At 39.8% G+C, this 14,815-nt stretch carries 6 protein-coding genes and 1 pseudogene; all 7 read left to right on the forward strand.

Annotated elements, in window-relative coordinates:
* Nucleotides 1-123: 123 nt before the first annotated feature.
* The 7 genes and pseudogenes from DYD17_RS02480 (at nt 124) to metG (ending at nt 14,604) form a co-directional block, all read left to right on the forward strand.
* A complete protein-coding gene (locus DYD17_RS02480) occupies nt 124-1,644 on the forward strand; it encodes an L-lactate permease (protein WP_003049826.1) in 1,521 nt (506 codons plus the stop codon).
* 141 nt (nt 1,645-1,785) lie between these two features.
* Nucleotides 1,786-2,967: an L-lactate oxidase gene (lctO, locus tag DYD17_RS02485; protein ID WP_003049827.1), complete on the forward strand. Its 1,182-nt coding sequence runs from the start codon at nt 1,786-1,788 to the stop codon at nt 2,965-2,967.
* Nucleotides 2,968-3,242: 275 nt separating this feature from the next.
* Entirely contained in the window at nt 3,243-8,186 is a 4,944-nt protein-coding gene (locus DYD17_RS02490) for a S8 family serine peptidase (RefSeq protein ID WP_115252644.1), read from the forward strand.
* A gap of 212 nt (nt 8,187-8,398) precedes the next feature.
* Complete coding sequence (locus tag DYD17_RS02495; protein ID WP_115252645.1) at nt 8,399-10,069, forward strand: hypothetical protein; 1,671 nt, start codon at nt 8,399-8,401, stop codon at nt 10,067-10,069.
* Nucleotides 10,070-10,196: 127 nt separating this feature from the next.
* Nucleotides 10,197-11,346 (forward strand): annotated as a pseudogene (locus DYD17_RS02505) (IS3 family transposase).
* A 285-nt stretch (nt 11,347-11,631) separates the two neighbouring features.
* On the forward strand, nt 11,632-12,339 hold the full coding sequence (locus tag DYD17_RS02510; RefSeq protein WP_115252647.1) for a YoaK family protein: 708 nt from the start codon (nt 11,632-11,634) through the stop codon (nt 12,337-12,339).
* 267 nt (nt 12,340-12,606) lie between these two features.
* Complete coding sequence (gene metG, locus DYD17_RS02515) at nt 12,607-14,604, forward strand: methionine--tRNA ligase (RefSeq protein ID WP_174221688.1); 1,998 nt, start codon at nt 12,607-12,609, stop codon at nt 14,602-14,604.
* Nucleotides 14,605-14,815: the final 211 nt, after the last annotated feature.

Below are 14,815 nucleotides of genomic sequence, written 5' to 3' on the forward strand. Positions count from 1 at the left end.
GTGTGAGCATTAGAGTTGACGGAAAGACTAAGGTTTATTAAAATAAAAGAGAATTTGTAAGCGCTAACAAATTACGATAACATTACTTTCATATTTTAGTTATAGAGAGGTCCTTTGATAACCATGATTCAAACATTATTTGCAATCATTCCTATTGCTTGGCTGATTCTGTCCCTAGCCGTTTTTCGGATTCGCGGCGATTTGGCCTGTTTGATAGGACTAGTGATTACCATTGTAACCAGTATCTTTGCTTTCGATTTTAAGGTCACTGATAGTCTGACTGCTGCATTAGAAGGTGCCATGATGGGATTTTGGCCGATTGTCTATATTATTGTAGCAGCGGTCTTTACCTACAATCTCACAACGGCTTCAGGTGGTATGTCTGTGATCAAGCAATTACTGACAAGTATTTCAAACGATAGGCGCATCTTAGTGCTTATTCTTGCCTGGGGATTTGGAGGATTTCTTGAAGCCATTGCAGGCTTTGGTACAGCAGTTGCCATTCCCGCTAGTATTTTAGTGGCCTTAGGCATGAAACCTTTAAGAGCAGCCTTGATTTGTTTAATCGCAAATACAACACCAACAGCTTTTGGAGCTATTGGATTGCCTGTAACGACTTTAGCTCAAGTAACAGGGCTAGAAGTTAAACAACTCTCTGTTATAGTTTCTATCCAGTTATTTCTGTTAATCGTTGCTATTCCTTTTGTCCTTGTTTTTCTAGCAGAAGAGGGAGATCGTTCGTTTAAAGGAATTTTTGGGTTAACCTTAGCTTCTGGACTTTCCTTTGCCTTACCACAAATCGTTATTTCTCACTATTTGGGAGCTGAGTTACCATCTATTATTGGGTCACTCCTTTGTATTTTGGTAACTGTTTTATTTGTTAAACTCAAAGAAAAAGGAAATGTTAGCTCAGAAACTGCTGAACCAGTATCCTTAAAAGAGGGTGTTATGGCATCCCTACCTTTTCTTCTTGTTTTCATCTTTATCATGTTGACCTCGTCTTTATTCCCTGCTATTAATCAATTATTGTCAAAAGTATCGACTACTTTTTCCATTTATACAGGCGATCATGCTAAGCCTTATACGATTAATTGGCTAACATCACCGGGAACCATGATTATCTTAGCGACTGTTTTGGCAGGATTAGGTCAAGGCATGAGCATTGGTCAAATTGGTCAGATTCTCGCGAGAAGCATCAAACAACTGACTAAAACAATGGTAACGGTGGCTTCCATTGTTGCCCTCTCTAAGGTGATGAGTTATAGTGGAATGATTGGAACAATCGCTGTTAGTTTAGTAGCAGTGACAGGTGGTTTTTATCCCTTTATCGCACCAATCATTGGTTCATTGGGAACATTCATCACAGGAAGTGATACTTCTGCCAATGTCTTATTTGGAGAATTACAAGTCAAAGCAGCAAGCAATCTTAACATGAATCCTTACTGGTTAGCAGCGGCTAATATGTCAGGTGCTACCGCTGGTAAAATGATTTCACCACAAAGTATCGCGGTTGCTGCGGTCGCAATTGGGTTAGAAGGTCAAGAAGGACGCTTGTTGAAAGAGGTCATGAAATTCTGTTTCCTCTACATCCTACTCACTTGCTTGGTTGTCTTTATTATGGGTAAAGCATTAGGTTATCTATAGATAGAAAAGATAGAACTGAAGAAGACATTAAAAAATAAAAGATGTGTGAGCACATACTTTGACAGCTACAAATCAATCTAATATAATTTAGGTATAATTTGTAAGCGCTCACAAATAATTTAATAACATAGGAGAATATAAATGGCACAAAAAACAGTCGTTACAGAAGAAACTACTGACTTCGTTATGGATTTTAAAACGAGTAGCGCTGAAGGAAACGTTGATTTTATTAACGTTTTCGATTTAGAAAAGATGGCTCAGCAGGTCATCCCTAAAGGAGCTTTTGGATATATTGCAAGTGGTGCTGGTGATACCTTTACCCTCCACGAAAATATTCGTTCTTTTAACCACAAATTAATTGTCCCTCATGGTTTGAAAGGTGTGGATAACCCAAGCACTGAGATTACATTTGATGGTGATCGTTTAAGTTCTCCAATTATTATGGCACCAGTAGCTGCCCATAAATTAGCTAATGAACAAGGAGAGGTGGCTTCAGCTAAAGGTGTGAGTGAGTTTGGAACGATTTATACAACCAGTTCATACTCAACCACTGACTTGCCTGAAATCACAACTGCTCTGAACGGAGCGCCTCACTGGTTCCAATTCTATTACAGTAAAGACGACGGCATTAACCGCCATATTATGGATCGTCTAAAAGAACAAGGGGTTAAATCAATTGTTTTAACGGTGGATGCGACAGTTGGAGGAAACCGAGAAGTTGATAAACGTAATGGTTTTGTCTTCCCAGTTGGTATGCCGATTGTTCAAGAATACCTTCCTGACGGAGCTGGTAAGACGATGGACTATGTTTACAAATCAGCTAAACAAGCCCTCTCTCCAAAGGATGTGGAATATATTGCCCAATATTCAGGGTTACCAGTGTATGTGAAAGGTCCTCAATGTGCCGAAGATACCTTGCGTGCCTTGGATGCTGGAGCTTCTGGTATTTGGGTAACTAACCATGGTGGTCGACAGTTAGATGGTGGACCAGCTGCCTTTGATTCTTTACAAGAAGTGGCAGAAACTGTTGATAAACGTGTTCCAATTGTCTTTGACTCTGGTGTTCGTCGTGGTCAGCATGTCTTTAAAGCGATCGCTTCAGGAGCGGATCTTGTTGCCCTTGGTCGTCCAATTATCTATGGTTTAGCAATGGGCGGAAGCATCGGCACACGCCAAGTCTTCGAAAAATTAAATGATGAATTGAAGATGGTTATGCAGCTTGCTGGAACTCAAACTGTTGAAGACATCAGAAACTTCACTTTACGTCACAATCCATACGATTCTTCTATTCCGTTCGATCAGAATGCCCTTCGCTTAGACTAAGCAATAGATTAGCAAACAAGGAATAACCTTTGTTACCCTGAGATAGGGAGCAAAGGTTTTTTATGTTTGACTTATCACTGTGACTTTTTCTCGTTAAGCTTCTTGACTTTTCTTTTTTATTAAAATATTAAAAAGCAAAACTTCTTACATTATTACTATTTGGGATTGATTTTATTGGAAAAATATGGTTAAATACTCAAATATTATTAATATAAAATGAGTTATTGATTAATTTAAAAATAGCTTCATTTTAGTCCAATTTAGGAGGAAGTTAAGTGGAGAAGAAACAATGTTTTTCCCTTCGAAAACACAAATTAGGAACGGTTTCAGTTTTAATTGGAAGTCTGTTATTCCTTGCAACAAGTAGCGTATCAGCAGAGGAGGTAACAACTAGCAGCCTAACGGATAATGTAGGTGTCACTCAGTTGCCAGCGCAAGAGCATCAGGCTAAAGAATCGCCAGTTTTAGCCGTACCTATAACAAAGGATTCAGACATGGCAGGGGAGGTTGGAGTTGAAGTTGGTAAAGGTGCCCAACCACCAATAGAATCAGCCACACAAGAAGATAATAGAACCAATAAGGGCGGTGAGGCAACAGATACTCAACAGACCTCGGAGTTGCCTCCAGTCAATAGGGATGTTCATGACTGGGTTAAGACAAAAGGAGCCTGGGATAGAGGATTCAAAGGTCAAGGCAAGGTGATTGCGATTATTGATACTGGCATTGATGCTAATCATCAAGCTATGCGTTTAACCGATGTGTCTGCGGCAAAAGTAACTTCCAAGGAAGCTATGGAAGAGCGTAAAAAAGCAGCGGGCATACAGTATGGCGTGTGGTTAACCGATAAAGTGATCTTTGCTCATAATTATGTGGAAAATAATGACAAGGTCAAAGAAGTTAAGTTTGATTTGTTTGGAGAGGAAGATTTGGAAGGCCTTGATATAAAGGTTGATGTTCAAAAGGTTAAGTCATCCAAGTATTATCTTCCACAAGCGGTTGAGTCCCCAAAAGAAACGGTTATTAAGATAGAGGATATCCAGGGATCACTTGAAATTGACTGGCCAGAAATAGATGATGATACCAAATGCGAATCACACGGTATGCACGTTACGGGGATTGCCGCAGGAAATGGCATCGAAGCAGCAGCTACTGGAGAGCGCTTTTTAGGAATTGCTCCAGAAGCACAGGTCATGTTCATGCGTGTTTTTGCAAATGATGTCATGGGAACAGGGGACTCTCTCTTTATTAAGGCTATTGAAGACGCAGTGGCTTTAGGAGCTGATGTCATTAACCTTAGCCTTGGATCTGCCAACGGTTCCCAACTTAGTGGTAACCGAGCTCTTATGGAGGCTATTGAAAAGGCAAAACAAGCAGGTGTATCTGTGGTAGTTGCGGCAGGAAATGAGCGCGTGTTTGGTTCTGATCACGATGATCCGTTTGTGACTAATCCTGATTATGGCTTAGTGGGCTCTCCGTCGACAGGTCGTACGCCAACGTCTGTAGCGGCCATTAATAACAAATGGGTCATTGAACGCTTAATGACCGTTGAAGGGTTACAGGATCGAGCTGATCTTAACAATGGTAAAGCGATTTATGCAGAATCTGTTGATTTTAAAGATATCAAAAATAGCCTTGGTTATGACTTGTCCTATCCGTTTGTGTATATTGAGCAATTAACAGAAGCGGGTTACACAGCTAAGGATGTTAAAGATAAAATCGTTTTAATTGAACGTAATCCAGAGAAAACCTATGATGACATGATTGCACAAGCCAAAGCCCATGGCGCTATTGGTGTTGTCATGTTTAATAATGTCCCTGGTCAAGCCAATCGTTTAGTACGTTTGAGCTCGGCTGGAATGGTACTTCCACTTGCCTTTATTTCTCATGAATTTGGTAAGGCTATGTCAACCTTAAATGGTAATGGGACAGGAAATTTAATGTTTGATAGCAGCCTATCAAAAGCGCCTAGTCAAAAGGGAAATGAGATGAATCATTTTTCAAACTGGGGACTGACTTCGGATGGTTATTTGAAACCTGATGTAACAGCACCTGGTGGGGATATTTACTCAACTTATAATGATAATCACTATGGTAGCCAAACGGGGACTAGTATGGCTGCTCCTCAAATTGCAGGAGCTAGCCTATTGATTAAACAATATCTTGAGCAAATCAAGCCTGATCTGCCAAAAGACCAAGTAGCAGATTTGGTTAAAAATATCATGATGAGTAATGCTCAGGTCCATGTGAACCCAGCGACAAATGTTACAACCTCCCCACGTCAGCAAGGAGCTGGGTTACTAAACCTTGAAGCGGCAGTAAGCAGTGGCCTTTATCTAACAGGAAAAAATAACTATGGCAGCATTTCTTTGGGAAATGTCACAGATAGTTTTTCATTTGAGGTAACTGTTCATAATTTATCTCAAGAAGCTAAAAGCTTGCGTTATGAGACAGAGCTGTTAACAGATAAGGTTAATCCTGAAGAAGGGCGATTTACCTTGACCTCTCGCTTGCTAAAAACCTATCCGGGTGAAGTCATTGAAGTTCCTGCTAATGGTCAAAAAACAATCACTATCACTCTGGATGCGTCAGCTTTCACGGAAGAGCTAAGTCAGCAAATGCCAAACGGTTATTATTTAGAAGGATTTGTGCGTTTTGTGGATAGTAACAATCAACAAAACAACCAGGTTACGATTCCTTTTGTAGGATTTAAAGGCAAGTTTGAAAACCTTGCGGTCGTCGAAGAATCAATTTACCAACTAAAAGCTAAAGGAGAAAAAGGCTTTTATTTTGATGAGTCAGGCCCTAAAGATGATATCTATGTTGGCAAACATTTCACCGGCTTAGTGACATTAGGAACAGATACTAATGTCTCGATAGCGACTATCTCAGATAATGGCTTGCATACTCTTGGAACATTTAGAAATCAAGATGGTAAATTCATCTTAGGTCGAAACAATCAAGGACAGCCTGTCTTAGCGATTTCACCAAATGGAGATAATCATCAAGATTTTGCTGCTTTTACAGCAGTCTTTTTACGGAAATACCAAGGTCTAAGAGTCAGTGTTTATCAAGCCAGTGACAAGGAACATCAATCTCCTCTTTGGGTTAGCTTGAAAAGTTTTAAAGGGGACAAAAATTTTAATAGTGATATTCGTTTTGCGAAATCAACGACCCTATTAGAAACAGAATTTTCTGGCAAATCTTCAACAGGTGCTGATTTACCGGATGGTCATTACCATTATGTGGTATCTTATTACCCAGACGTAGTTGGTGCCAAGCGTCAGGAAATGACGTTTGAGTTAATTTTAGATCGTCAAAAACCTCTTTTAAATCAGGCAACATTTGATCCGAGGACCAATCAATTCAGTCCAACGGCCATAGAAGATCTTGGTCCGTCAGGTGTTCTAAGAGATAGTGTCTTTTACCTGGAAACTAAAGATAACAAACCTTACACCATTAGCATTAATAATGGTTACAAATATGTTTCTGTAGCAGACAATAAACAATTTGTGGCTCGTCAAGCAGATGGTAGTTTCATCTTGCCGCTTGATAAGGCAGAGCTAGGTAACTTTTATTATATGGTGGAAGACTTTGCAGGTAACATTGCCATTGCTAAATTAGGGGATCATTTGCCAAAAACTATCGGCAATGACTTGGTGCCTCTGACACTGACAGATGGCAATTATCAGAAAAAAGTTGGTTACGAGGATAATCTTGACATGGTAGCAACTGATACCGGATTGGTTACCAACCAAGCTCAGCTAGCCGTCAGCCACCGCAATCGTCCTCACAGTCAATTGGTGACATTAAATCAAGACTTCTTTATTTCACCAAATGACGATGGTAATAAAGACTTTGTAGCTTTCAAAGGATTGCCAAACAAGACCTATAATAACTTACAGGTCACGGTTTTTGCTGCAGAAGATCAACAACGTTTAACGCCTATTTGGTTCAGTCAACCAGGTGGAGACCTATCAGATATTGAAAGTACTGCTTGGCGTGGAATCACTGCTGGAGGTGAGAAAATTCTATCAGGCAGTTACCAATACGTTATCACCTATCATGATGACAATAATCATGCGCAGGAGGAGATCTTCAAAGTATCAGTGAATCATAACAAACCAATCCTGACGCAAGGGAGTTTCTGTAAGGATGATGATGTTGAATTCTTCACTCCAGGGCAGCCACAGGCGATTAGTAGCACAGGAATCGCTCGTGTCGAGGTGTTCTATCTCACTAAGAAAAATGGTCGACCATTTGATGTGACCGAGTCTCAACATTCTGTTACTGTTAGTGATAACAAGGTTCAGATTCCTCAAAATGAAGATGGTTCTTATACCATTTCAACAGTAGAGGGCGTATCTCTAGGAGATTATTATTACCTTGTGGAAGATAAGTCTGGTAATATTGCTTTTACGACGCTGCAGAATCTAAGAGCGGTTGGTCAAGGAAAAGGGGTCTTAAGTTTAGCGCTAGATGTAAATGCTCTAGAAGGAAAATACCCGATTAGTTTTACCTACCTTGTCCGTGATGCAGCCGGTAAACCGATTGAGACTTTGGATTATTTCAACCACTCAGCTAACAGCCTGATATTACCATTTGGACAATATACGGTTGAACTGTTGACTTATGACACTAATCTTGTTGAGCTGCAATCTGACAAGGTAGTTAGCTTTACCTTAACGGAAGATAACCCTTTCCAACACATTGCCTTTGCAATGGCCAAAATGGATTCTTCTCAAGTGACGGTTCATTTTGATCGCTTGTTACCAGAAGGCAGTCAGGTTAGTCTTAAAACGCCTCAAGGCCATTTGATTCCTCTCAACCAATCTCTATATGTTCCAAAGGCTTATGGAAAAACAGTTAGAGATGGCAGTTACCAACTTGTGGTAACCCTGCCAAAAGGTTATCGTATTGAGGGAGAGACATGGGTGCAGGTTAAACAAAATGAAGTTTATGAGTTAGTCTTACGCCTAGTGAAGGATGCAAGTGAGCAGTTGCTTGTCTCAGATAATCATCAACAGGGGCTTACCTCAGTTGAGACGAACACAGAGAGTTCTGCGGTACCGACGATGGTAAGCTCTTCACAAAATCAGAAAAAGTCAGAAGCGGTAGTTCAATTACCAACAACAGGTGATAAGGCACTGGTGAAATGGAGTATACTTGGCTTCTTACTGATTATCTTAGCCGCTCTGTCTAGCCGTAAAAAGATAGATTAACATTTTCTGAAGGTTTAAAACTAAAAAACCAGTACTTTTGTTTAAATTGAAGGCAAGTATCTAACAGACGAAGAAAAGTTGAAGAGGGAGTGGTAAAAAGCCATTCCTTCTTTGATTTTTAAGGTTTCTTAACATTTTTTAAGGTGAAATATGATAAAATACAATAAAGAAAAGCTTTTAGATTAAGGGTTTTATTTGGTTAGGAGATTATTATGATGAAAAAAAGGCTATCGCTGATATTATTTGGGCTAGACTTTCTCTTGCTAGCAGCATGTTACTGGATTTACTTGCCAGCTTTAAATATATGGAGTTTAGCTTTCTGGTCTTTTGTGATTTTTGGTCTGATTTTATTATTAATTACTTTGGTTATCCTATCAGCCTTTGACATAACAAAGACGGTAACCCGTTCCTTTAAACAAAGGCTTGGTCGTAAAGATGTCACGGGCAGTTTTTCCAAGCATTCCTTAACGGGTTCGGTGAAGTGGCTGACCTTAGTCATTGTAACGCTTGTAGGGCTTCTCTCATTGATTACAGTGTTTAACACAAAACTCTTTCGTGCCAAGTCTTATGCCCAGGTTATTGAGGTTAAAAACGCCGACTTCAACAAGGATTTTCCAGAAACGGATTTATCAGCGCTAGCTTTATTGGACCGTGATTCTGCCGAAAAAATTGGCGATACTTATTTAGGAACCATTGATAAAGTTTCTCAGTTTGGTATTTCAGACGAATACCGTCAGATCACTATCGGTAAGCGCCCTTACCGCGTCTCACCTCTGGAATACAAGTCTTTTTGGAAATGGGTGACCAACCGTCAAGAGGGAATTGATTACTATGTCAAGGTTAATCAGACTACAGGTAAAGCAGAGCTAGTCAAATTAAACAAGGCCATGAAGTATTCTCGTTCAGAATATCTCTTGCGTGACACCATGAGGCATTTGCGTTTCCAATACCCAATGACCATTTTTGCTGATCCATCTTTTGAGGTAGACGATAACGGCAATCCTTATTATGTCGCAACAACTTATGCACCAAAATTTGGCTTATCCTCACAAGACCCAACAGGAGTCATCTTATTGGATGCTGTTAGTGGGAAGTCTAAATACTATCACTTGAAATCAGTACCTAGATGGGTAGACCGTGTTTACTCTTCTGACAATGTGTTAGAAAGGGTCAATGATTATTACACCTATCAAAATGGCTACTGGAATACCGTCTTTAGTCAAACAGGCGTCAAACAAACGACTGATAGTTACAATTACATAACCATTGGTTCTGACATTTACCTCTACACAGGTATTACATCCGCAACGGCCGATTCGTCAAATCTTGGCTTTATCTTGGTTAATATGCGGACAAGAGAAATTGCCAATTACAAGTTGGCTTCGGCCACTGAACGCTCTGCCATGAAATCTGCAGAAGGAGAAGTGCAAGAGAAAAACTATTCGGCAACTGCACCGACGCTTGTTAAACTGAACGACAAAGCCTATTATTTGATTTCATTAAAAGACGAGGCAGGTCTCGTTAAGTCCTATGCCCTTGTAGATGCTGAAGATTACCAGCAAGTTACCGTCAATAATGACATTCAGACCCTCATCGCTCAGTTTACGGATCGTGATACTAGCTCCTTGTCCTCAGCCACTGTCTCTAAGAAAAAAGCTAAGATGGTTTCGGGACAGGTTGAACAATTAGCCAGCCAAATCATTTCAGGAACAACCGTTTATTACCTTGCTTCTGATGGCAGTGTGTATAAAGTCAAAGCAAGTAGTGAGACGACAGATCTTTTGCCCTTCTTAAAAGTTGGCGATTACTTCGAAGCAGAATTGATAGATGATCATTTTCTTAAAGGATTTACCATAGTGGAACCAAATGAACACCAACCATAGGAGAGACAATCAAAAAAGCAGATGATTGAACTGCACCCCAAAAGTTAGACAACAAATCTAACTTTTAGGGGTGGACTTGGTATAATAAAGTAGACACAAAATTAAGTGGAAACGAGGAAAAGTCATTATGCCAAGAAAAACCTTTGATAAAGCCTTCAAACTCTCTGCTGTCAAACTCATCCTTGAGGAAGAGCAGTCTGTAAAAATGGTTAGTTCAACTTTAGAAATTCATCCCAATAGTCTTTATCGATGGGTTCAAGAATATGAAAAATATGGAGAAAGTGCGTTCCCAGGATACGGGAGCGCACTTCATCATGCTCAATTTGAGATAAAAAAACTTGAAAAAGAGAATAAACTGCTACAGAAGGAATTAGCTCTTCTAAAAAAGTTCCAGGTCTTCTTGAAGCCAAACCGGAAATAAAATTTCGGTTTCTGAAGGAAAATAGTGTTAGCTTGACTATTCATCACGCCTATCAAACTCTTCAAGTTTCCCGTTCAGGTTTCTATGCTTATTTAAAACGTCGTCCATCTTCAAGGCATGTTGAGAATGAAGCTTTGAAGGAAATGATTAAAGCCATTTTCTATGAACATAAAGAGCGTTACGGAAGTGTACGAATTACCCAAGAACTTTGTAGACGTGGCATGCATGTCAATCATAAACGTGTTGGTAGACTCCTTCATCAGTTAGGTCTCTATGCTAAAGGAAGTCATATAACTATAAATACTATAACCGTCGATGTTCTTCATTAACTCGTCCCAATCTTGTTAATCAATGTTTCCAAGCGACTGGTAAGAATAAATTATGGCTAGGAGACTTAACCTATATCCCTACACAAGAAAGAATACTTTATTTATCTGTCTTTATAGACGTTTATAGTAGAAAGATTGTTGGTTGGGCAATTGGCCGACGTAAGCAAGACAAGTTGGTAACAGAGGCTTTCAATCAAGCTTATGATAGAGAAAAGCCTAAAGAAGGGGTAATCGTCCATACAGATCAGGGGTCTCAATATACCGGGGCACGATTTCAGGCCCTACTTAGACGGAAAAAATGTAAGTCCAGTATGAGTCGAAAAGGTAATCCATACGATAATGCACTCATGGAAGCCTTTTATAGAACATTAAAAAGAGAGCTTGTCAATAATGCTCATTTCGCAACTATTGAGCAAGCTCAGCTTGAGATTTTTAAATATATTGAGACTTACTATAACCCTAAACGTCTGCATTCAGCTTTAGGGTATCTCTCACCTGTAGAATTTGAAAAAATAGTTACTAATTAGCTTAACTTTAGGTCTATTTTTTCTTGACAAGTCCAGGGGTGTTTTTTATGTCAGAATAGGGAAGTAAAGGTGATGAGGAAGTAGTCGATAAGCTTGATTTAACAAGCTTTATGTGCTATACTAAGCTTATCATTTGGAGGGTCATCACCTTTGTTAAGAATTGAGTACCTAGTGATGTGTTTACCGAGAAAGGTAGTAAACTCTCCTTAAAGCGAGCAAAATACTGTTCTTCAGTATTTTTTCTTTTGCAATGTGAGGTTAGAAAAGGAGATTAAAAGGGCAATTATGTCGAGAAAGAAACGAAAAAAATATCAAGTTTATGAGGGGTTGCGATGTGCCATGATGCTCTGTTTTATCAGTGGCTATGTCAATGCCTTTACCTATATGACCCAAGGCAAACGTTTTGCTGGTGTGCAAACAGGGAATCTGTTATCTTTTGCTATCCGTTTGTCAGAAAAGCAACTGGAAGAGGCGCTACAATTTTTACTTCCGATGCTCGTTTTTATGCTTGGGCAGTCTTTTACCTACTTCATGCATCGTTGGGCACAACAAAAAGAATTGCACTGGTACTTGTTATCAAGCTTTATCTTAACAGGGATTGCTTTTGGAACAGCCTTATTCACGCCTTTTCTCCCTTCCAATTTTACGGTGGCAGCCTTGGCTTTTTTTGCCTCTATTCAAGTGGACACCTTTAGGACTTTACGAGGGGCTAGCTATGCTAATGTCATGATGACAGGAAATATCAAAAATGCCGCCTATTTATTGACCAAGGGAATTTATGAAAAGAATCAAGAGATTACCCATATTGGCCGCAACACCTTGATTGTGATTTTAGCCTTTACCTGCGGAGTGGTTTGCTCCACCATCTTGTCCCTAACTTATGATGAATATGCTCTCACACCTATCTTGATTCCGCTGCTATATGTCAATTATTTATTGGCTCAGGAATTCTACCATATTCAAACGAAAATCAAACCCATTAAAAGGGCTTAAGCCTAGGTCATATCAATTGATCTAAAGCCTCTATCTTTGGAGAGATGACAGCTTTTCCTTAGAAAGGTAGGTTTTGCTCGTCTCTAAAATATGATATAATAAACCATTAATGGCTGTTTGTTTTCAGCTAACCTTTTCTTAACAGGAGACTGATAAAGAAGGTTTCATTTGCCTTGATAAACGGTGTTTCAACAGAAAACCACGAGGTCTGATACGATATATCTCAATTCTACTTTCATTTGAGTATGATTTTGAAAGGAAACTATGATGAAAAAACCATTTTACATTACGACCCCCATCTATTACCCATCTGGTAAATTACACATCGGTTCTGCCTACACCACCATTGCCTGTGATGTTTTGGCGCGCTACAAGCGCCTGATGGGACATGAAGTCTTCTATCTTACAGGACTTGATGAACATGGGCAAAAGATTCAAACCAAGGCAGCAGAAGCAGGCATTAGCTCTCAAACCTATGTTGATAACATGGCAAAGGATGTCAAAGACCTTTGGCAATTGCTAGATATTTCTTATGATAAATTTATCCGGACAACTGACGATTACCACGAAGAGGTCGTTGCTGCTGTTTTTGAAAAATTACTGGCGCAAGATGACATTTACCTTGGTCAATACTCTGGTTGGTATTCTGTCTCTGATGAAGAATTCTTCACTGAAAGCCAACTAGAAGAAGTTTTTAGAGATGAAGACGGTAAGGTTATTGGAGGGATTGCTCCTTCGGGTCACCAAGTAGAGTGGGTATCAGAAGAATCTTACTTCCTACGCCTTAGCAAATACGCTGACCGTCTCGTAGCCTTCTTTAAAGAGCAACCTGACTTTATCCAACCAGATGGTCGTATGAATGAAATGTTGAAAAACTTTATTGAGCCAGGTCTAGAAGATCTAGCAGTCAGTCGTACTACCTTCACTTGGGGTGTACCTGTTCCATCAAACCCAAAACATGTGGTTTATGTGTGGATTGATGCCCTCCTAAACTATGCGACAGCCCTTGGTTATGGTCAAATGGACCATGCTAACTTTGACAAATTCTGGAATGGAACGGTTTTCCATATGGTTGGAAAAGATATCTTGCGTTTCCACAGTATCTACTGGCCAATCTTGCTGATGATGCTTGATCTACCAATGCCAGAACGCTTAATTGCCCATGGTTGGTTTGTTATGAAAGACGGTAAAATGTCTAAATCAAAAGGCAATGTGGTTTACCCAGAAATGTTAGTTGAGCGATTTGGACTTGATTCTCTTCGTTATTACCTCATGCGTTCTTTGCCAGTGGGTTCAGATGGTACCTTTACCCCTGAAGATTATGTGGGACGTATCAACTATGAATTGGCCAACGATCTTGGTAATTTATTGAATCGTACCGTTGCGATGATTAACAAGTATTTTGATGGCACGGTGCCAGCTTATGTTGACAACGGGACTGCCTTTGATACTGAGTTAAGTCAGTTGATCGATGCTCAGTTGGCCGACTATCATAAGTACATGGAAGCGGTGGATTACCCACGCGCCTTAGAAGCCATTTGGACTATCATTGCTCGTACCAACAAATACATTGATGAGACAGCTCCTTGGGTGCTAGCTAAAGAAGATGGAGACAAAGCTCAATTGGCCAGTGTCATGGCACACTTGGCAGCCAGCTTGCGTGTGGTTGCTCATTTGATTCAACCATTTATGATGGAAACATCAACTGCTATCATGGCACAACTTGGTTTGGAACCTGTTTCTGATTTATCAACACTTACTCTAGCAGCTTTTCCTGCCAACACAAAGGTTATTGCCAAAGGGACACCGATTTTCCCACGTCTTGACATGGAAGCTGAAATCGACTATATCAAAGCTCAAATGGGTGGCAGCTCAGCTATTTTCCAAGAAAAAGAATGGGTACCTGAAGATGTCGAGCTCAAATCTGAAAAAGACGACATCAAATTTGAAACGTTTGACGCTGTGGAAATCCGTGTGGCAGAAGTTAAGGAAGTATCAAAAGTGGAAGGTTCTGATAAATTGCTTCGCTTTAGATTAGATGCAGGGGACGGGCAAGACCGTCAAATCTTGTCAGGTATTGCCAAATTCTATCCCAACGAACAAGAATTAGTTGGCAAAAAACTACAAATTGTTGCTAACCTTAAACCTCGTAAAATGATGAAAAAATATATCAGTCAAGGGATGATTCTATCAGCAGAGCATGGGAATCAGCTAACGGTTTTAACCGTTGATCCATCTGTCCCAAATGGAAGTGTGATTGGTTAAATTCCAGAAGTTGCTAACTGAAACTATTTTAAGCATTCCAAAACATGAAAAAGGTCGTGGACGATTGTCCCGGCCTTTTTGTCTTGCATACATACAGACATATAAAAACCTTGGTTTTGTCACTCTAGAATTACCTTTTGTCCCTTAAAAAATGATTCTGTTCGTTTGTTTGTTATTTTTTACATAAGCTTTACAACTACAGTATGACGGT

This window comes from Streptococcus dysgalactiae subsp. dysgalactiae (assembly GCF_900459225.1).
Classification (GTDB): Bacteria; Bacillota; Bacilli; order Lactobacillales; family Streptococcaceae; genus Streptococcus; species Streptococcus dysgalactiae.